Origin of the sequence: Thermoactinomyces vulgaris (genome assembly GCF_003688725.1) — a bacterium.
Lineage (GTDB): Bacteria > Bacillota > Bacilli > Thermoactinomycetales > Thermoactinomycetaceae > Thermoactinomyces > Thermoactinomyces vulgaris.
The window spans coordinates 458,390-479,150 of the sequence record NZ_REFP01000008.1 but is presented as its reverse complement, the minus strand read 5'-3'; the positions used below and the strand labels follow the sequence as shown (position 1 = coordinate 479,150).

General features: G+C 50.1%; 20 protein-coding genes. 1 reads left to right on the top strand and 19 read right to left on the bottom strand.

Translation table 11 applies throughout. The features are described 5' to 3' along the window. Positions 1 to 13 precede the first annotated feature (13 nt). The 3 genes from ATH33_RS06810 to ATH33_RS06800 are packed head-to-tail and all read right to left on the bottom strand — an operon-like array spanning position 14 to position 2,955. Positions 14 to 883 (bottom strand): DegV family protein, encoded by an 870-nt coding sequence (locus ATH33_RS06810; RefSeq protein WP_037994869.1) that lies wholly within the window; start codon positions 881 to 883, stop codon positions 14 to 16. Positions 884 to 895: 12 nt separating this feature from the next. After that, positions 896 to 2,578: a DAK2 domain-containing protein gene (locus ATH33_RS06805; RefSeq protein ID WP_037994871.1), complete on the bottom strand. Its 1,683-nt coding sequence runs from the start codon at positions 2,576 to 2,578 to the stop codon at positions 896 to 898. Positions 2,579 to 2,589: 11 nt separating this feature from the next. Beyond that, positions 2,590 to 2,955: an Asp23/Gls24 family envelope stress response protein gene (locus ATH33_RS06800; protein WP_037994873.1), complete on the bottom strand. Its 366-nt coding sequence runs from the start codon at positions 2,953 to 2,955 to the stop codon at positions 2,590 to 2,592. Between the two features lie 215 nt (positions 2,956 to 3,170). Here ATH33_RS06800 and rpmB point away from each other — a divergent pair, with 215 nt between their 5' ends. Then, positions 3,171 to 3,359 carry a 50S ribosomal protein L28 gene (gene rpmB, locus ATH33_RS06795; RefSeq protein ID WP_037994875.1) on the top strand — a complete coding sequence of 63 codons (189 nt, stop codon included), beginning with the start codon at positions 3,171 to 3,173 and terminating at the stop codon, positions 3,357 to 3,359. A gap of 50 nt (positions 3,360 to 3,409) precedes the next feature. Here rpmB and spoVM read toward each other — a convergent pair whose 3' ends face one another. The 16 genes from spoVM to coaBC all read right to left on the bottom strand — a co-directional run bounded on the left by spoVM (position 3,410) and on the right by coaBC (position 20,690). Continuing rightward, complete coding sequence (gene spoVM, locus ATH33_RS06790) at positions 3,410 to 3,496, bottom strand: stage V sporulation protein SpoVM (RefSeq protein WP_037994876.1); 87 nt, start codon at positions 3,494 to 3,496, stop codon at positions 3,410 to 3,412. 183 nt (positions 3,497 to 3,679) lie between these two features. Beyond that, positions 3,680 to 4,342, bottom strand: a complete 663-nt coding sequence (locus ATH33_RS06785; RefSeq protein WP_037994878.1) for a thiamine diphosphokinase — start codon at positions 4,340 to 4,342, stop codon at positions 3,680 to 3,682. After that, entirely contained in the window at positions 4,343 to 4,891 is a 549-nt protein-coding gene (gene thiT, locus ATH33_RS06780; RefSeq protein WP_037994880.1) for an energy-coupled thiamine transporter ThiT, read from the bottom strand. Between the two features lie 17 nt (positions 4,892 to 4,908). Beyond that, the gene (rpe, locus tag ATH33_RS06775) at positions 4,909 to 5,568 is read right to left on the bottom strand and encodes a ribulose-phosphate 3-epimerase (RefSeq protein ID WP_037994881.1); all 660 of its coding nucleotides are present in this window, start codon (positions 5,566 to 5,568) and stop codon (positions 4,909 to 4,911) included. Then, on the bottom strand, positions 5,568 to 6,461 hold the full coding sequence (gene rsgA, locus ATH33_RS06770) for a ribosome small subunit-dependent GTPase A (RefSeq protein ID WP_121874230.1): 894 nt from the start codon (positions 6,459 to 6,461) through the stop codon (positions 5,568 to 5,570). The genes rpe and rsgA overlap by 1 nt, the downstream gene beginning before the upstream one ends. 22 nt (positions 6,462 to 6,483) lie before the next feature. Beyond that, positions 6,484 to 8,160, bottom strand: a complete 1,677-nt coding sequence (pknB, locus tag ATH33_RS06765) for a Stk1 family PASTA domain-containing Ser/Thr kinase (RefSeq protein ID WP_242062477.1) — start codon at positions 8,158 to 8,160, stop codon at positions 6,484 to 6,486. Between the two features lie 33 nt (positions 8,161 to 8,193). Continuing rightward, positions 8,194 to 8,946 carry a Stp1/IreP family PP2C-type Ser/Thr phosphatase gene (locus tag ATH33_RS06760; RefSeq protein ID WP_121874256.1) on the bottom strand — a complete coding sequence of 251 codons (753 nt, stop codon included), beginning with the start codon at positions 8,944 to 8,946 and terminating at the stop codon, positions 8,194 to 8,196. A 116-nt stretch (positions 8,947 to 9,062) separates the two neighbouring features. Beyond that, positions 9,063 to 10,103, bottom strand: coding sequence for a dual-specificity RNA methyltransferase RlmN (gene rlmN, locus ATH33_RS06755; protein WP_121874228.1), 1,041 nt, complete (start codon positions 10,101 to 10,103; stop codon positions 9,063 to 9,065). Between the two features lie 161 nt (positions 10,104 to 10,264). Continuing rightward, positions 10,265 to 11,413: a Ger(x)C family spore germination protein gene (locus ATH33_RS06750; RefSeq protein ID WP_121874227.1), complete on the bottom strand. Its 1,149-nt coding sequence runs from the start codon at positions 11,411 to 11,413 to the stop codon at positions 10,265 to 10,267. Then, positions 11,403 to 12,548 (bottom strand): GerAB/ArcD/ProY family transporter, encoded by a 1,146-nt coding sequence (locus ATH33_RS06745; protein WP_121874226.1) that lies wholly within the window; start codon positions 12,546 to 12,548, stop codon positions 11,403 to 11,405. The genes ATH33_RS06750 and ATH33_RS06745 overlap by 11 nt, the downstream gene beginning before the upstream one ends. Continuing rightward, a complete protein-coding gene (locus tag ATH33_RS06740; protein ID WP_121874225.1) occupies positions 12,538 to 14,118 on the bottom strand; it encodes a spore germination protein in 1,581 nt (526 codons plus the stop codon). The genes ATH33_RS06745 and ATH33_RS06740 overlap by 11 nt, the downstream gene beginning before the upstream one ends. 125 nt (positions 14,119 to 14,243) lie before the next feature. Next, entirely contained in the window at positions 14,244 to 15,611 is a 1,368-nt protein-coding gene (gene rsmB, locus ATH33_RS06735; protein ID WP_121874224.1) for a 16S rRNA (cytosine(967)-C(5))-methyltransferase RsmB, read from the bottom strand. Beyond that, a complete protein-coding gene (gene fmt / locus ATH33_RS06730) occupies positions 15,604 to 16,527 on the bottom strand; it encodes a methionyl-tRNA formyltransferase (RefSeq protein ID WP_121874255.1) in 924 nt (307 codons plus the stop codon). The genes rsmB and fmt overlap by 8 nt, the downstream gene beginning before the upstream one ends. A gap of 20 nt (positions 16,528 to 16,547) precedes the next feature. After that, positions 16,548 to 17,018, bottom strand: coding sequence for a peptide deformylase (gene def, locus ATH33_RS06725; RefSeq protein WP_037995118.1), 471 nt, complete (start codon positions 17,016 to 17,018; stop codon positions 16,548 to 16,550). A 26-nt stretch (positions 17,019 to 17,044) separates the two neighbouring features. Continuing rightward, positions 17,045 to 19,495 (bottom strand): primosomal protein N', encoded by a 2,451-nt coding sequence (gene priA / locus ATH33_RS06720; RefSeq protein WP_037994898.1) that lies wholly within the window; start codon positions 19,493 to 19,495, stop codon positions 17,045 to 17,047. After that, a complete protein-coding gene (coaBC, locus tag ATH33_RS06715) occupies positions 19,485 to 20,690 on the bottom strand; it encodes a bifunctional phosphopantothenoylcysteine decarboxylase/phosphopantothenate--cysteine ligase CoaBC (protein WP_121874254.1) in 1,206 nt (401 codons plus the stop codon). Before coaBC ends, priA begins: the two co-directional genes overlap by 11 nt. Between the last annotated feature and the right edge of the window lie 71 nt (positions 20,691 to 20,761).

Below are 20,761 nucleotides of genomic sequence, written 5' to 3'. Positions count from 1 at the left end.
CTGCTTTCCCGGCTCACAGCCGGTCCAGGGGCACAATGATGCAGCCGATGGTTCCGGGCCCGGCATGTGTCCCCACGGCAGGCCCGATATCCACTACATGTTGTTCCCGGATGTCAAACAGTTCCTGAGCCCGTGCCATCCATTGTTCCGCTTGCTCTCTTTTGGCTGCATGGATCACCGCCAAGGCAACCGGACGGCCCGACGCTTTCTTTTTCAAACCGTCAAACACTTTTTGGACCGCCTTTTTATTTCCCCGCGCCTTATCAACAGCTTCCACTTCCCCGTCATCATTGACAGTAATGATGGGCTTGATGTTTAACAAGGTACCGACAAAGGCAGCCGCTTTTCCGATCCGGCCGCCTTTATGCAAATATTCCAGGGTATCGACCAAAGCAAGCAATTTTTGTTCCTGCCGGATCTTCATCGCCATGGACAACAGTTCCGAAAACGGCTTGCCTTCTTTGGCGGCACGCGCCACCAGAACGACAATCACCCCCAAACAGTAGGTGACGGTTTTGGTGTCAACCACTTCAATTTTGACATCGGGATATTCTTCCTCCACCATTGATTTTGCCAGCAAAGCAGATTGATAAGTCCCGCTCATTCTCGATGAAATATGAAAAGATATGATTTCTTTGGCCCCGTCAAAAACGGCTCGTTTAAACGCGCTGACAATATCCAGCGGAGAAGGTTGTGAAGTGGTTGGCAATTGATCCGTCCGGCTCATTTTCAGATAAAACTCATCCGGAGTGATGTTGATTCCGTCCTGATAAGATTCCCCATCCAAATGCACATTGATCGGGATGACCGTGATGTCCAATTCTTTTGCAAGTGACTTGGGAATATCTGCCGTACTGTCTGTAATGATTTTAACGTTCCCCATTTGATCCTCCCCTTACTCAACCGCAAACAAGTAGTAATAAACCGGCTGACCGCCGTCATACAATTCGATTTCCACATCGGGATATTGATCTTCCAAGGTTTGCACCAGGTCTTGTGCCTCAGCTTCTTCCAACGCTTCTCCATAGAAGATCGTCACAATGTCCGTGTCCTCTTCAATCATGTCAGCCAGCAAAGCCAAGGACGTTTGCTTTAAGTCCTTGTCGACGACTTCGATTTTGCCTTCCAGGATGCCAAGATAATTTCCTTGCTCAATCTGATACCCATCCACTTGGGAATCACGTACAGCCACGGTGATTTCGCCCGATTTCACTTCTTGGAAAGCTTCCGTCATATTCTCCTTGTTTTCTTCAGGCGAAACGGTTGCATCAAAAGACAACAACGCTGCCATCCCCTGCGGAATCGTGCGTGTCGGCAAAACATGCACCGGCTGGCCCACCACTTCTCCCACTTGTTCTGCGGTTAAAATAATATTTTTATTATTCGGGAGGATAATCACATGCTCTGCATGGAGTTGTTCCACGGCACGAACCAAATCCTCCGTGCTCGGATTCATTGTTTGGCCGCCTTCAATCACCACATCCGCGCCCATCGAACGGAAAATGTCCGCAATTCCTTTCCCGGACGCGACGGCCACAATGCCATATGGAGTCTTTTCAGCCGGCTTTTCTTCCGCTTTGGCCTTCGGTGCCGGTGTTTTGTTGACCACATCGTCATATTGCTCGCGCATATTTTCAATTTTGATTTTTTTCAGGTCGCCGAATTTCATTGCAAAGTTCAGCACGTCTCCGGGATATTCGGCGTGAATGTGGACTTTCACCAGCTCGTCATCGGAGACGACCAAGATGGAATCCCCAAATTGCTCCAATGCCCGTCGGAATTCCGCCTCCTCAAAGACTTCGGTTTCCCGGCGGTCCGTCATCAGGTTCACCATAAATTCGGTGCAATATCCGAACTGAATGTCAGCCGGATCCAATTTGGACTGCGCCGACTCATGAGCCAGATCCGATATGGACGACAGATCATCCGGGAGGACTTCGGAAGCATCGTCCTCTTCCCCTCTCAAGGCGGCAAGCATTCCCTCATAAATATAGACCAAGCCTTGTCCACCGGCATCCACCACCCCGGCTTGCCTTAACACGGGCAAGAACTCCGGGGTCTTTGATAACGCTTTTTTTGCTTCGGTTAAAACGGTATTCATCACAACGGACGGATCATCGGCCGCAAGCGCCTGTTTCTTTCCAGCCTCTGCCGCTTCGCGCGCCACGGTCAGAATGGTTCCTTCCACCGGCTTGATCACTGCTTTGTAAGCCGTATCGACCCCTCGCTGAAACGCATCGGCCAGCTGGTGAGACGAAATAAACTCCTTATCCGCCACTGCTTTGGAAAAACCACGAAATAGCTGAGAAAGAATCACGCCGGAGTTTCCTCGTGCTCCCATTAACAAACCTTTTGCGAGCGCTTGCGCCAATTCCCCAACGGTCCCGGCGGTTGCAGAAGCTTTTTCCATCTCTTTGACACCGGAACTGATGGTTAAACTCATGTTGGTTCCCGTATCACCGTCAGGCACGGGGAAGACGTTTAATGCATTCACTTTTTCTGCGTTTTTGTTGAGTGCCCTGGCACCCGCCCGCATCATCTGTAAAAACTGTGATGTATGGATTTGTTGCTTTGTCACAATGCTCCTCCTTACTCTTCATTCACCAGTCGAACACCTTGTACAAAGATGTTCACTTTATTGGCTTTGACTCCAATAATTTCACTGAGCGTGTATTTCACTTTTGACTGCACATTACTCGCCACTTCCGAAATTTTGGTGCCGTAGCCGACAATGATGTACAGATCGATCACAATCTCGCCGTTTTCTTCACGGACTTCGATTCCCTTACTCAAGTTCTCTTTTCGCAATAATTCCGTAATCCCGTCTTTCAATTGACTGCGTGATGCCATGCCGACCAATCCGTAACAATCCATTGCCGCGATCCCGGCAACCGTGGCAATCACATCATTGGTCACTTCAATCTGTCCAAGTTGTGTGGCTATTTCAACGCTCATTTTGATTCCTCCCAAATGAGGTACTTATTCCAGCTAGGTCAATTGTACAATATTAACATAACGAATAAAAGAGCAATAATATTCATCATACTGAACCTGTCAACTCCTTGCAAGCAGCGGGGAGGTATGCTAAAATGACCAGGTGTTTAGTCCATAAAGTTACCGGTTGGTAACGTTTCATCGGTTGGAACGAGTGAGAAACAGGAGGTGTCGACATGGCTCGTCGTTGTTTTGTAACCGGAAAACAAGGGCATGCTGGAAATAAAGTAAGCCATTCTCACCGCAAAACGCGGAGAAAATGGGGCGCCAATGTCCAAAAAGTCCGCATTCTTGTAGACGGAAAACCAAAGCGCGTGTACGTAAGCACCCGCGCATTGAAATCCGGCAAGGTTACCCGTGTATAATGCCAGGAAAAAAGCACCGTGAAGAGGTGCTTTTTTTGTGGTTTCTTTTTTTATTGCGGATCTTTTTTAAAAGCGGCCAGGATAACTTTTACCATCCCGCCCAAAAACTTCGGCAATTTAAACGTGTAAAATTTCACCAGGATCACCCCTCATTTCAACAATTCACCAGGATCGACAAAAGGAAGAATACCCTATTTTTCAACTTATTTATATTCTATAGATGAGAATGTGTACCTAGAACCTCCGGAAAAATCCTGAAAGACGAGCCTGAATTTTTCTTCCCGAAACAAGAAAAACCTGCGGCACACCGCAGGTTTTGTTTATTCCCGGCTTTCGACCACCAAACAAATCCCTTTTTCAACCGAAACGAAAGCCGGCACTTTCACCAACTCATTGCTGATCCCCCGGGTTCGTCCCCGGTACAACGTTTCCTTTTTGAGCGGATATTTCAATCCGTCCGTCTCAATCCCGGTCACTTTCCGGGAAACCGGAAGCAACGAAACATATTGAAAATCTTTGCTGTCTATCCTCATCTTTCCCGGTCCCGAAAGCAACCGCAACCGGTTCGCAGGATGAAGCATGGTTGCATTTTTGCCCTCTTCCTTTAACCATTCCAACAATCCGATGTTGGCCAGCATATGGTCCGCCCGGTCTCCGCCCAGCGCTCCCAGGATCAAAATTTCGTTCGGTTTTTGCCGGATGGCGCAAAGGAGAGCAAAATGTAAATCGGTCACTTCTTTTTCGGCGGGAAGCGGAATAACCCGCACTCCCTTTTGCTTCAACGTTTCGATATAGCCAATGCCCGTGGTGTCAAAATCCCCCACGGCAATATCCGGAACCAATCCGTGTGCTTCCAGGCTCATGGCCCCTGCATCCGCCGTAATAATCAGATCCGTTTCCGGACGAATGAGTCCCGCCTCAAAACGGGTAAAATCACCGCCGGCAATCACAACCACCCTGTTTTTTTCCAATCTCTTCACCATCTATCCCTGTCTTCTGATCAGTTGCGGCGCCGACCGGCAAATTCCCGCCATGATGAGGAAGGTCAGGATCACTTCCGGCAAAATGTACGACAGGTTATACACCAGCGAATACAGATAGACGGATTGGCCGGCGGGAGTGAATGCTTTGAAAAAAATAACCCCGGACAGGAAATGGGCCGTCAGCCGCAATCCGCCGGACAAGAGAAGTCCCAAAGAAAGGAAGAGCAATGGCCTTTTCGCTGCTTCACCCATCCGGACCCATCCGGCAACCCCCAAGGCCCCGAAAGCAAGCGGGTAGTCCAGAACGGCCTGAGCCGGATGAATCACAGTGCCTCCCAACATCCATAACAACAACCCGGTGATTCCTCCGCAAATGACCCCCGCTTTGGCCCCGCGGCGAAAAGCCACTGCCGCAATCGGAACCATGGAAAAGGTCACCGAACCACCGTTGGGCCATAAATGAAACGGAATCATCAACTTATGAAGTACTATGGCAATTGCAGCCATCATTGCGATTTCAATCATTGTGACCAGTTTTTTGCCCGCCATTTTCTCCACCTTTTTGTTTATTTTTCAGCCGCCTGCCGGATGGCTTTGATCGCCTCTGCCCGCTTCTTCTGTCCGAAGATTGCCGAACCTGCCACCAACACATTGGCTCCGTACTCCACCGCCAAGCGGGCCGTTTCCGGCTGAATGCCGCCATCCACTTCGATATCCACATGCATCCGGCCCTGCTCGTCCAACATTTTCCGGACCTCCCGGATTTTCGGCAACACATTTTGAATAAACCGTTGTCCGCCGAACCCCGGATTCACCGTCATCAATAAAACCAGATCCACCTCCGGCAAAACCGGTTCCAGCATTTGCACGGGCGTTGCCGGATTAATCACCACGCCGGCCTTCACTCCCCGTTCTTTCACATAAGAAACCGTCCGGTGCAAATGCCGGCAGGCCTCTTGATGAACGGAGATCAAATCGGCCCCGGCTTTGACAAAATCGTCAATATACCGGTCCGGCTCTTCGATCATTAAATGGACATCCAAGGGCAAACCGGTATGGGGGCGGATCGCTTCGACAACCAGTGGCCCCATCGTGATATTCGGCACAAAATGCCCATCCATCACATCCACATGGATCCAGTCGGCTCCGCCTTTTTCCACTTCCTGAATCTCCTTTTTCAAATTGGCAAAGTCCGCGGACAATATCGAGGGGGCAATCTTAATCATCAGGTATATCTCCTTTCCAATGCCTCTTTAATCTCTGTCAAAAACTGTGTATAGTGCTGATACCGCTTTTCGTCCATCTGTCCCTGACGGAGCGCTTCTTTGACCGCACAATCCGGTTCATTAATGTGCAGGCAACCTCGAAACCGGCATTCCGGAGCGCGCTGGCGGATCTCGGGAAAACAATCCCCCAGCTCAGCCGGTTCCATGCCTTTGAAATGGAGTTGGCTAAAACCGGGCGTATCCGCCACTTGACCTCCTTCCGGCAAAGAAAGCAGCTCCACTTGCCGGGTAGTATGGCGCCCACGCCCGATTTTGTCACTCACCTTCCCGGTTTCAAGCTTTTGCCCGGGCAGCAATTCATTTAACAGAGAACTCTTTCCGACACCGGATTGACCGGCGAAAACGGAGACTTTTCCTTTGAGGTGTTGTTTCAGTTCATCAATTCCTTCTCCGGTTTTGATGCTCGTCTCAATAACGGGATAACCTGCCGGTTCATATACCGACCGGATTTTTTCAATTTCTTGTTCATTTTTCACCAAGTCTTTTTTAGTCAAAACAATAACCATCTTCAACCCTTCGCGTTCCCCGTGAACCAGGAAACGGTCCAGCGGCATGGGCTGAAAACGGGGACGTTTGAGGGAACCCACCACAATCGCTTGATCCACATTGGCGATCGGCGGACGGATTAATTCAGAAGAACGGGGTTGAACGGAGGTCACCACGCCTTCGTCCAACCCCGTTTGTTCGATTTCCACCAAATCGCCAACCAGCGGAGTCAGCTTTTTCTTTTCAAATTTAAAAACACCACGCGCCCGGCATTGAATCACTTTCCCTTCATCCGTGCGCACGTAGTAAAATCCGCTGATTGCTTTTACGATTTGACCAAAGGGCATCGGAGACCTCCTTTTAAAAAAATTATCGGTTATAATCAGCCGGTACACACCCTGAACTTATACTCGGGGTATAGGTATAAACCTTGACTGTTTCACCTCGTTTAATAGGTTGACCACCACTAGGTTCCTGTTTAAAAACATGGTATGCATCTTGCCCACCACTTTCGGAACACCAGTATACCTTGATTTTATATCCCAGTTGATCGGACTTAAGTCTGTCTTCTTTCGGAGTAGATTCCCATCCTCCAACATAATTCTTAACTGTTACACCGTCAATTCCGACTTTGAGTTTAATTTTTGTATCCGATGAAAATTCTGTTCCCGGTTTCGGGGATTGTTCCACCACTTTTCCCGGATCTCCCTCGACATAGCTGATTTCCGGTTTTCCCAAACCGTGTTTCTCTGCAAACTTCACGGCATCTTCTTCTGTTGCAAAGGTTGGAATCACATTTTCCTGCGCTTGTTGTTGTTCGGATTCACTTCCATCCCCGGTAAACAGTCCCCAAACGGTGGTAAAGCCCCAGATGCTCAACATGACGATGACTGCAATGGTAAAGAGGCCAAACAACAGCTTTTGCCACCAAGGCAACTTGGCTTGCACATTTTCGAGCCAGACAACCGTCCGTTGCAGGACCGTTTTTTCTTTGTCACCGGAAACATTCTTCAGCCGCTCCAGATTGGTCAGCGTGCGCTCCCCGAGTCCTTGCGTTTGGCTCTTTTGCGGGGACGGTTCTTTTTTGCCGGAGCGAATCTCCGGACGCTGTACCGGCGACTCATATTGTTCGTCATTGTTCGACGATTCTTCATTCAACGGAATCGTCTGGTACATTTCCTGTCCTTGATTCCGTTGGTGATTCACCCAATTGGCTTCCATATGGGGCGTCAATTGTACCGCATACTGGATGCTTTTCATCATGTCACGGGCCGATTCGAACCGGTCTTCCGGATTTTTGCTCAAGGCCCGCATGACGATTTCCGCAACATTATCCGGAATATTCGAGTTATATTTCCGGGGGTCTTCAGGTGTTTCCTGTAAATGTTTCAATGCAATGCTGATGGCTGAATCCCCGTCAAACGGAATTCTTCCGGTCAACATTTCATACAATACGATTCCCAACGAATATAAGTCCGATTTTTCGCCAATCACCCCGCCCCGGGCTTGTTCCGGTGAAAAGTAATGAACCGACCCCATCACTGATCCTTGTTGGGTAATCGTGGATGAGCTGGCGGCACGGGCAATTCCGAAGTCTGTCACTTTGGCGCGCCCGTTGGGACCGAGCAAAATATTGTGGGGCTTGATGTCCCGGTGCACAATCTGATTCTCGTGGGCATGGGCCAATCCGTCACAAATCTGAACGGCAATCGTCGCCGCTTCCTGAACGGGCAGGGGACCGCGCTCCTGAATGTACTGCTTCAAGGTCGGACCTTCCACCAATTCCATCACAATGTAATGCGTAAAGTGATCGCGCCCCACATCATAAACATTGACAATATTGGGGTGAGACAAACTTGCAGCAGCCTGGGCTTCCCGGCTGAATCGACGTATAAATTCCGAATCATTACTGAGGGATTCACTCAGGACCTTGATGGCGACATATCTGTTTAAAAGCACATCTTTTGCTTTATATACAACGGCCATCCCTCCGCCGCCGACGCGGCTGACGATTTCGTAACGTCCCCCCAGCTTCTTCCCTTCCATCTGCATGGTCACCTCGTTCCTCCTTGCACCCGATTAAGATGTCGCTGACCTTCCTGTATGCCTTAGTAAGATAAGGGAAATATTATCTGTTCCGCCGGCGTCCAACGCCATTTTTATCAGCTGATCCGCTTTCTCATCCAAGGACATGGTTTTGGAAGATAAAACAAGCCCGATTTCCCTCTCGCTAACCATTGTAGTCAGTCCGTCTGAGCAAAGGAGCAACGTGTCTCCCTGACTCCATGGTGTATTGATCAAATCCACTTCCACTTCTTCACTGGTTCCGACTGCCCGGACGATCATATTGCGTTGCGGATGATTTGCCGCTTCTTCTTCAGTGATTTGCCCATGTTTTTTCAAAAGATTGACATAGGAATGATCTTCGGTCAATTGATAGAGTCCGCCATTATGCAGCATATATGCCCGGCTGTCTCCCACATGGGCCAAGACAACTTCTTTGGTGTCTACAATGGATGCGATCACCGTTGTACCCATCCCTTTATATTGGTTATTCTCAGCTGCCATATTATATACGGTTTCATTCGCTTTCCCTACTGCATGAAGAAGTAAGTCACTTTTTTCATCCGTAGATATATCCAAGGGTTGGGCTGAGACCACCTGTTCAATGGTTTCCACGGTCTTGCTGCTGGCTACGTCTCCAGCCTGATGCCCGCCCATTCCATCCGCAACAATGGCAATCACAGCCCCGGATTTGGTCACAATCAGACCTGTGCTGTCTTCGTTCAGATCACGCACACGTCCGATGTCTGTGCGCCGAGCTAGCTCCATTCCGGTTACCCCTTTCCCTTTCAGTTTCCCTTGGTTGAAATGCAATATAGAGGAAATGACGTTTCTCAACCTTCGCGTTTTCCTCGGGAATCGATTGCATGCCGCCCGAAAAATTCTCATTTTGACTGGTTGTGTTTGGCCCGCAATTGTCCGCATGCCGCATCAATGTCATGTCCTTGTTCTCTGCGGATGGTTGTATTGATATGATATGAGTCCAAAATCCGTTTAAACTCAAAAATTTGTTCCCGCGGCGTCCGGGTGTAATTGCGTTCCGGAACGTAGTTGACCGGAATCAAATTGACCAGACAATTTTTTCCTTGCAGCAGTTGCCCCAGTTCGTGGGCATGTTCATCCTGGTCGTTTTTCCCGCCGATCAAGGCATATTCAAAAGTGAGCCGGCGTCCGGTCTCATTGATGTAGTACCAACACGCTTCCAAAAGTTCAGCGAGCGGGTACTTCCGGCTGATGGGCATCAATTTCTTGCGCAATTCCTGATTGGGCGCATGCAGAGAAATGGCCAAACCCACTTGCCAATTTTCATCAGCAAACCGATAAATATTCGGCACCACTCCACTGGTGGAAACGGTAATATGTCTTTGCCCGATATTTAAACCATGCGAATCATTGATCGTGCGAACAAAACGCATGGTGGCATCGTAGTTTTCAAAAGGCTCACCGGAACCCATGACAACAACCGATTTCACTCTTTCATTCGTTTGGTCCAAATATTTTTGAGCCATCATCACTTGCGCGACAATTTCTCCACTGGAAAGGTTCCGTTTCAATCCGCCCAGTGTGGATGCACAAAATGTACATCCCAACCGGCATCCCACTTGGGTGGTCACACAAACGCTGATTCCGTAATTGTGCCGCATGACCACGGTCTCAATGGCATGTTGGTCATGCAAACCAAACAAGAATTTCACCGTACCGTCTTTGGAAACCTGGCGGGTGATGATTTGAAGCGGTGCCAGTTGAAAATGCTCCTCCAAGGTTTCCCTCAACGTTTTGGGAAGATTCGTCATCTCCCGGAATGAATCAACGCGTTTCACATAAAGCCAATCCATCACCTGTTTGGCCCGGAATGCCGGTTGATTCCTTTCTTTCATCCATTCCATCCACATTTCATAAGTCAAATCGTATGCAAAAGGTTTCATAAATGATCTCACCAATTCCTAACTAGCCATCCATCTTGAACAGGGAACGCCTGTTCAAAACTTTTCTTATTATATCATAGTCCCAATGAAAGAAAAGGGACAGCTCGTGAAGATTTTTGTGTCCTTTCTGACAGATATTGCGGCTTCTCCTCCCCCCTGTGTCACTTCGACTCCAAACCGGCTCTTCGCACATCCACGTCATAATGAATGCGGATCGGTATTTGGGAAAAGTCTTTTTCCCAGTTCAACCGGTGATACAGTTTCGGGTAATAAGCCTTTACAAATTTGCCAAGGGCAAAGATATCTGTATTGTACTCTTTTTGGGCCAGATCAATCAGCTTTTTCGCAGATTTATCATATTCATGTTGGACCATATTACTGAGCATCTGGTATTTTTGCGGTTGATCCAGCTTATACGAAGTACATTCTTTGACCGTGATTTCCCCTTCCATGCTCACGTTCACGTCGATCGCCGGTTCCTTGTCCGAAATGTGAATGTTGCTGGAGGATGATTTTGGAAAAAACACGATTTGCCCTTTCTGTTGTTGGGGGCAATCGATCATCACCGGCCATCCGGGTTTGTGTTCCCGGACATGCAGCAATGCATTGACCAAAGGCGGTTTCAAAACCCCGAGCAGGCGGTCATTTTTAAAAATGCCGATTCCGTTCCAAACATAGCGGTTGTCAGAGACGCGGAAAACATTCAAAATCGGGGCCCGTTTGGCCGGGTTGGACAATTCCTCAAAATACTCCCCCAAAACCATCGACGGAAAACGCCCATTTTTGATTCCGGTATCGATCGTTTCCCGCAAATAATCGATGGGAATTTCTTCGAGACGAACCTGAACGTCCAAGGCATCCTTCGCCTCGCCTTGAATGATCACCGGCCACAAATGGCGCCGGATTTGTTGATTTCGCCTCAATCCTTCCATCAAATCCCTGGTCCCGTTTTTCGCCAACTCCTCACCGATCAACAAAATTTGAGTGTGTCCCGTAAACAAAGGATAATTGGTTTCATTCTCGATTTGCATGAATGCTTCCTGGAGGGTGCGTCCTTCCTCCGAAAATAATTCGACAGCTCCGGCACCTCCGCCTCCTCCCCCACCTTCTTCACCGCCGCCGACGGTTTTGCGGGGGTTCGGGACTTGGATTGACACTTTATGCCCCAACGGGCTTTGGTCCACCGCCAATGCCACGACAACCGCCCGTTTTTCAATTTCGATCGCATCCCAACATCCACTGGTCAACATCAGGGACAACACCGAAAGTATGATGACCCATCTTTTTCTTTGGAGAAGATTAAATTTCATCGCGAACTTCTCCTTTCTTCTTGCGAATCACGGCAACCAGCAACAGAACCACGGGAATGATGACAGAAATGACGCCGTCATAAAGCCCGATCCGATCGGCATAAATCCCCACTTCCTGTGTATTCTCCGGGATCAATGCCAAGTACAAAAAAACCGGGACGGCGAGAAAAGCAATCCAGCGGCGGTACCTTTCGGAAAGGCGAAAATACTCGATGATGATTTGAACCAAAGCCGAAAACAAATTGACCACCGATGTATAACCCGCAACCAGCCAAATTGATAAAATGGCCGATTCGATCCGCTCAAACAAAATGTCTTCCATCTTGACCACTTTGGCCACTTCCAAAACAGGAAACATCAAATTTTTCACTTCGTCGATCCCAAAAACACTCAAGGAAATGGCACACAAGTACCAATACGAAATGGTGATGGCGAGGATGGAAATCATATTTGCTTTTTTCATTTTCTCCGGTTGTTGATAAAACCCGGAAAAAATCATCACCACTTGAAATCCGGCAAAAGCAAAAGCGCCTCCCATCAACGCTTTCGGCAAGACCATCGGATCCAGTTGAAAGAGCGGCAGAATGTTGGTGATTTCCCCGCTTTGAAACAAAGCATATATCATGGACAAGAAAGGGATCAACGTGATCGGGAACAAAAACTCGTTCAATTTGGCAATCACTCCGAGATCACTTCCCGCACCAAAAGCCGCCGCCAAAAGAAAAATAAGCATCACGGCTTCCACAGGGGTGCGCGGCAACATGGTCGTCACCACGGTTTCCCCAAAAATGCGCACGACTGATGCCGTCCCCATGACAAAAAAAAGCGCCACCATCAACAAAAAGGGAAAACTGATGACATATCCGACCCACTTTCTTTTTCTGGAACCCAAAATGTAAGGGGCAAACTGCACCAGTGTCATCCCGGGAAACCGCTGACAAAGCCGGGTCATCAAATACACCAGGATCGCCACGACCACCCCGGACAAAAGAATCACCCAAATCATATCGTTTCCGGCCGATTCCCCGACCGACCTCGGCAAACTCAGGACACCGGCTCCAAAAATGGTGGAATAAAGAAGCGTGAAAGCCTGATAGGAAGTGATGACTTGTTTGGATGCGGTTTTACGATCCATCTTTGGTTCCTCCCTTTTTCAAGCGGATTTTATTATGTGTCTGATAGATGGTCGGTCGTTTTTTCATCCACGGCCACGGGATGCGGATCAGGGAGTCTCTGAGATCCCTCAAATTCAAGGGGGCAAACGGAGCCATGTACGGCACGCCAAAAGACCGGAGCTGAACCAGATGCAAAAGCAAAAGCATCAATCCGATCATGATGCCAAACAACCCGAACATCGCTGCGACGATCATGAACGGAAAGCGCAGCAGACGGACCGAAATGGCTGCATTGTAGTTGGGATTGGCGTACGAGCTGATCGTCGTCAAACCGACAACAATCACAAAGGCGGGGGAAACCAGTCCGGCGGTCACCGCCGCGTTCCCAATGACCAGCGCCCCGACAATCCCGATGGTCGGCCCGATCGGTCCCGGAAGGCGAATGCTGGCTTCCCGCAAAATTTCCACACTGATCTCCATGATCAATGCCTCCACAATTGCCGAAAACGGCACGGTGGCCCGTCCCGCAGCCATCGCAAGCATCAAGTCGGAAGGGATCATTTCAGGATGAAACGAAATGAAAGCGATGTAAAGTGCCGGCAACAATAAGGCGATAAACAAACTGAGCAAACGGATAAACCTCAGGAACGTCGAAATCAAATAACGCTCGTAATAATCCTCCGGACTGTTGTAAAACTGGCTGAACACCGCCGGGGCAATCAACGCTTGGGGAGCCCCGTCCACCATCACGGCCACTTTCCCCTCCAACAAATGCGAGACCACCGTGTCCGGCCGTTCCGTGTTTTGTAACAGCGGAAACGGCGTCCACATTTGATCCTGGATCATCTCTTCAATATAACCGGCTTCCAGAATCCCGTCGATTTTGATCCGTTTGATCCGCTCTTCCACTTCTTGCACGATTTGTTTTTCGCTGATCTCTTCAATATACAAGACGGCAACCGTCGTCTTGGTCCTTTTTCCCACCGCGATATACTTCACACGCAGGGATGGATCCCGCAGACGATGGCGGATCATGGACAAACTGAAATTTAAGGTTTCACTCAATCCTTCACGGGGCCCTCGCACCACTTGTTCTGCCCGTGGTTCATCAACACCCCGGGTAGCCCAACCTTTCGAGCCGACAATCAACCCTTTTTCGGAACCATCCACCAATAAAACGGTGTCCCCTCCCAACACGCCTTCCAAGACTTTTCTCATCTGATCGACTTCTTCCGTCTCTCCGGCCTCCACTTCGTTGACAATCGTTTCCCACGGATCCGACAGCTCTTCTCCTGTTTTTTCCAGCTTGATCAGCGGCCGGATTAAAAAATTATGGGCCAACTCTTTATTGATCAACTCATCAAAATAAATCACGGCCGCTTTTTTCCGGGGTTGGTCAATCGTGAACTCACGTATCACCAGATCCGAGGAATCACCCAGAACATTTTTGATAAACTCCAGATTCTGATCCAAATCCGGATAGACGGGTGTTTCCTCTTTCACCGCTTTATTTAATTGTTGTTCATTATGTTCTTCCAATTTCTTTTTCTTTTTGCGTTCCCTGTTTAAAACACGATTGGGTCTTCTCATTAAACATCACCATCCATAACTTCCCACCAAGCCCGGGAAATCATGCATGGGGGGATGGAATAAAAAAATCAGCGGGATGTTGTTCCCGCTGATTTCCGGCACATGGGCGCATCGCCCTGAACCTTTCAATGTTTGATCATCCGTGAAATAAAAAAACCGTCACTTAAAAAATCGTGCGGCAGGATTTGAATCCAACCGTCCCCCGAATGGACCCGGTTTTTCAACGGGTCCGGCAATTTTTCCTTCCAGGTGTTGTCACCGGAAAAATCCGGATGCCTTTTTAAAAAGGACTCCACCTGCTCCCGGTTTTCACGCGGTTCCCAAGTGCAGGTGCTGTACACAAGAACCCCGCCCGGTTTCAGCAGCGGGGCAGCCGCATCCAGCAACTCTTTTTGCAACTGTGCCAATGCCTCAATATTCTCCGCTTCTTTGCCCCATTTTAAATCCGGTTTGCGCCGGATCACTCCCAATCCGGAACAGGGGGCATCGAGCAAAATGGCATCAAACATATGCGGTTGAAAGGGTCCGGGCAGGTTCCGCCCGTCCAGTTGCCGGACGGAAATAATATCAATTCCAAGTCGCGAAGCATTGGACCGGATCAGGGAAAGTTTGTGGTCATGGACATCACAGGCCACAATGTGTCCCTGATTCCCCATCAATTCCGCCAAATGCGTCGTTTTCCCTCCGGGAGCCGCGCAGACATCCAACACCTTCATTCCGGGTGCCGGCGCCAAAACTCGCGCCACCAACATCGAGCTTTCATCTTGAATGGTGCAATACCCTTCCCGGAACCACGGGGTGAACGCCGGGTTTCCACCGCCTGAAATCGTGACCCCTTCCGGTGCGATTCCGGATGCCTCTGCCTGGCCGGTTCCGGTTGCATTCCACTCTTTGATGAATACATCCGGATCCATCTTCAGCCTGTTCACCCGGACACTCACCCGGGGGGGATGGTGATTGGAAAGCAATGCCGCTTTCGTTTCTTCCTCCCCGTATGCCTGTTCCATCCGTTCGATTATCCACTCGGGATGGGAATACGAAACCGCTTTTTCCGCCAGGGTTTGCGGATTCTTTTTCGGTGTCAACCGGTGCCGGTTCCTTAAAAAAGAACGCAACACCCCGTTGACCAGGCCGCTGATGCCCCGGTGCCCCCTCTTTTTGCTGATTTGCACCGTTTCGTAAATCGCCGCCCGCTCCGGAATCTTATCCAGATAAAGCAATTGATAAATCCCGAGCCGCAACAATTGGCGGACCCAGAGTTCCAAAGAGCCGACACCTTTTTTCACCAACTGGTTCAAAATCCAATCCAGTGTGTTTTTCCGTTGGATCGTTCCATAAACCAGTTCAGTCACCAGGCGCTTGTCCTTCTCATTCAACGGGGACGCTTGCAGCGCCTGATTCAAAAGCAAATTGCTGTATGCTTGTCTTTCTTCCCATTTCTCCAAAATGGAAAGAGCGGTTTCCCGGGCATTGACCTCCCTTTGTTTAGTCACCGAACCGATCTCCTGCCTTCATCTGCCGGCCGTTGATAAATTGCCTGGTCGGCATGGGTTTTTTTCCGGAAGGCTGTACCTCCGTCAATCGCAGCAATCCTTTGCCGGTGGCCACCACAATGCCATCGGCATCAAGCCGGATTACCGTGCCGGGCTCGCCTTGGGTTTCTTCATTCACCACCGAAGCCTTCCAAATTTTAAACGGTTTTCCCTTCCACAATGTATAGGCCACCGGCCACGGGCACAAGCCGCGGATTTGACAATCCAGTTCCTGAGCAGTTCGTTCCCAGTCGATTTTTTCATCTTCGCGGGTGATATTGGGGGCAAAAGTCGCCTGCTCATCATCTTGAGGAACGGCCTGCACCGTGCCGTCCAGAATGGAAGGAAGAACTTCTTTTAATAATTCTGCGCCAAGATTTGCCAATTTATCATGCATGGTCCCCACATTATCCCCGGAGGTGATCGGAATAGCCCGTTGCAAGAGCATGTCCCCGGCATCCAGCGCTTTGACCATGTACATGATCGTCACCCCGGTTTCCTTTTCCCCGTTGATAATGGCATGGTGGATCGGAGCCCCTCCCCGGTATTTGGGCAACAACGAGGCATGAACATTGATGCATCCGTATTTGGGGGCATTTAAAACCGGCTCCGGCAAAATTTGTCCGTATGCCGCGGTCACAATCAAGTCCGGCTGAAGTTCCAAAACCTGACGGATGGCTTCTTCTGATCTCAATTTTTGCGGCTGGAACACCGGCAGATCATGTTTTATGGCTTCCACCTTGACTGGGGGCGGCGTTAACACTTTTTTTCTGCCTTTGGGGCGGTCCGGCTGGGTCACCACCCCGATCACTTCCACCTGATCCTTCTCTTCCAGCAACAAACGCAAAGAGGGCACAGCAAAATCCGGCGTGCCCATAAATAACACTCTGGCTTTGCTCAATCCAATTCCTCCTCCGGACGGAATACGCGGTCAGCAATATCAATAAACAATACACCGTTTAAATGATCCACTTCGTGTTGCAATGCCCGGGCCAAATAACCTTCCGCCTCGATTTCAACCGGATTTCCGTCCCGGTCCTGCCCGGTGACTTTCACCCATTGTGCCCGCCGCACTTCCCCCAACAGATTGGGAATGCTCAAGCACCCTTCCGGCGGAGCAAGTTGTTCCCCTTTCTTCTCAACGATTTCGGGATTCACGATTTCCATCAACCCTTCCCCGACATCGACGACAATCACTCTTTTTAATATCCCGACTTGCGGAGCCGCCAACCCGACACCTTTTGCATCATACATGGTTTCTGCCATGTCATCGAGCAGTTTGTGAAGCCGTGCGTTGAATTTTTGAACCGGCCGGGCTTTTTTCTTCAAGACCGGATCCGGGTATTGAACAATGTTGCGAATTGCCATCATCAAGCTCCTTTCCTGTCTTTTCTTTATAAAGCAGTGGCCGGAATCAACGATTCCATTCCATCCCGGTCCAAACTGATTTTCAATTGGGGATCCTCCATCGAATAAAGCATTTCTCTCACCCGGTGTTTCAACCACTGAACGGACGGGCTGCCGGGCGGATATTTAATCAACATTTGCATGCGGTAACGGTCTTTGATCCGCGGAATGGGAGCCGGTACCGGTCCCAAGAGCTCACAATCGGACGGAAAATCCTTTCCGAGGTGAAAAGCCAGCTCTTGCCCCGCACGCATCACCTTCACCCGGTCCGGATGACTGATCAAAAAAGAAAACAATCCGCAATAAGGGGGATAAAAATGTTTTTTGCGGACTTCCGCTTCCTGCCGGTAAAAACGTTCCGTCTCGCGGCGGACTGCCATCCGGATGCTGTAGTGATCGGCACTATAGGTTTGGATCACCACTTTTCCCGGCTTTTCATGCCGTCCTGCCCGGCCGCTGACCTGAGTCAATAATTGAAATGTGCGTTCCGCCGAGCGGAAATCGGGCAAATGAAGCATCGAATCCGCCGCAATGACCCCCACCAATGTAACATCTGGAAAATCCAGCCCTTTGGCAATCATCTGGGTTCCAAGCAAAACATCCGCCTGCTTTCTCCCGAATTGGCTCAAGAGCTGTTCGTGCGCCCCTTTGCGACTGGTGGTGTCCACATCCATCCGGATCACGCGGATACCGGGAAAATGGCGGACCAATTCCTGCTCCACTTTTTGCGTTCCGACACCGAAATGGCGGATATATTTGCTGCCGCATGACGGACAAACTTCCGGCACACGCTCCGCATATCCGCAATAATGGCAACGCACCGTCCGGTTCGTCTGGTGATAAGTCAACGAAATGTCACAATGGGGACACATCACCGATTCGCCGCATTCCCGGCACATGACAAAAGTGGAAAAGCCGCGCCGGTTTAAAAACAACACCGCCTGCTCATTTTGGTCCAGGCACCGGGTCAGTTCCTGCCGCAAACATGCACTGAACATCGACCGGTTGCCGTCGGCCAGCTCCTTTCGCATATCCACCACTTTCATCTCCGGAAAGGGGCGTCCGTGAACCCGTTCTTTTAACTCCACCCGGTGAAAATGCCCTTCGCAAGCTTGCTTGTAACTCTCCAACGACGGCGTGGCGGAACCCAATACCAAGGTTGCCCCGTGTTTTTGAATCCGCCACTGTGCAACATGCCGCGCGTGATATTTGGGATTTTCCTCTTGTTTATAGGAAGACTCATGTTCTTCATCAATAATGATCAATCCAAGCTGTTGAAACGGTGCGAAAATGGCGGACCGGGCACCGATGGCCACCTTCACTTCCCCGCGGCGGATTTTTCGCCATTCATCATACCGTTCGCCGCCGGACAGACGGCTGTGCAAAACCGCCACCTGATCACCGAAGCGGCCTTTGAACCGTTCCACCATCTGCGGGGTGAGGGAGATCTCCGGAACCAGCACAATTGCTTCCCGTCCCCGCCGCAAAACTTCCGCAATCACTTGAAGATAAACTTCGGTTTTTCCGCTTCCGGTCACCCCTTGCAACAAGATGGTACGGGGCTTGTTCTCACGGATGGATTCCATCATGGCGTCATAAGCCTTCTGCTGCTCGCCGGTTAAAGGAAGCGGCTTGGTTTTTTGAAATTGTTGATGCCGATAAGGATCCCGGAATTCTTCCCGCTCCTCTTCCATCAAAATTCCTTTTTGGACAAGGCTTTGGATCGTCGAACGGGATACTTGAAGCTCACTGAGCAACCGGGGAAGCGGAATTTCGCTTTCTTGAGCCAAAAAATATCGGAGCACTTCCCGCTGGCGCGTTGCCCTTTTGCTCAATCCTTCCAAAGCTTGGAGCAGGGTTTCCCGGCTTTTGGGAAACACCCAGGTCACCTTGTTCCGGGTCACCCGGTCTCCCACTCTTTCTTCCAGAATGATCCGTCCGACGGCGGCAAGTTTTCGCAACCGGGAGGCACTCATGCCAAGCGATAACGCCTCATCCCAGGTACACTCGCCTTTCTCTTTCAACCGGGTCAAAAAAGGTTCGCAATCAATCAGAGACAGATCGTCTGCGATCTCGTCCGTCTGATTATCCGCATAACGAACCACTTTTTGGTACTTTCCTTTCAAAACCGCCGGCACCATGGATTGCAGAGCGGTAATCGTGTGGCACATATATTCTTCCGCCATCATGGCGGCCAGCTCAACCAGTTCAGGCGTAAGAGGCGGGATGAAATCCATCACTTCGATAACCGGTTTCACCCGCTTGGTTTCCGCCTTCTCTTTGATTTTCACAACATATCCGATCAGCTTGCGGTTCCCGAAAGGAACATGGACCCGGCTGCCCACACGGATATCCGGTTCCAGCTCTTTTGGAATCAAATAATCAAACGGGCGGTCTGCGGCCTGAGCCGGCACATCCACGATCACTTCAGCAATCATTTGCAAACCAGTCCCCAACCAAGGTCATCAACTTCCGTGCCACCTCCAATTTACTCATCCGGGGCAGGGAAAAAACTTTTCCGTGCCGGTCATACACCGTGACAATATTGGTGTCGCTGCCAAATCCGGCTCCGGGCATGGTTACATTATTGGCCACAATGTAATCCATCCCTTTTCGTTTTAATTTGTCACTTGCATAAGCTTCCAGATTTTCGGTTTCGGCGGCAAAGCCCACAAATAATTGATGCGGCTTTTTGTGCGCTCCGACCCATTTGGCGATGTCTTCCGTTTTGACCAGGTTTAACGTCATCTCGTCTTTGGTTTTTTTCATTTTTTGTTCCATAAATTCTTTGGGACGGTAATCCGAAACGGCGGCCGCCTTGAAAATCACATCCACCTCCGGCAAATGTTTCCGGACGGCTTCTTTCATTTCGCCCGTTCGCCGGACATCCACCCGCCGGACCCCGAGAGGCGTTTTCAAGGAGACCGGGCCGGTGATCAAAATCACTTCCGCTCCTGCCTCACGGGCCGCTTCCGCCAAGGCAAATCCCATTTTTCCCGAAGAATGGTTGGAGATATAGCGGACCGGATCAATGGGTTCCAACGTGGGGCCGGCCGTGATCAAAACCTTTTTTCCCGCCAAAAGCCGGCGATTGGAGAAAAAGTGCTCCACCCATTCGACAATCTGCTCCGGTTCCGCCATGCGCCCTTTGCCGACGTAACCGCAAGCCAGTTGTCCTTCGCCCGGCTCAATGAACAAAATGCCCCTTTTTCTCAGAATCGCGATGTTTTCTTGCACTGCCTGGTTTTCATACATATTGACATTCATTGCCGGCGCCAAAACAACGGGCGCCCGGGTCGCAAGTAACGTGGTGGACAACATGTCATCGGCCAAGCCGTGAGCCATTTTGGCAATGATGTTTGCCGTGGCCGGAGCAATCACGAACAAATCGGCATGATCCGCCAAGTCAATATGATTTACCACTTCCGGCCGGTGCTCGTCAAACGTGTCCACCGTTACATGGTTCCGCGATAACACCTGCAGAGTGAGAGGAGTGATAAACTTCGTCGCTGACCCGGTCATGATGACACGGACATCCGCTCCGCGCTGGGTCAACTGACTTGCCACGGTCGCCGCTTTGTAAGCTGCAATGCCTCCGGTGATGCCCAATCCAATTCGTTTTCCCTTCACGATGATGTTTCCTCCTCTCTTCGATCCGTCCGCAATCGGGACCACAAACGCCGTGCACCGTGTGACACGGTGCA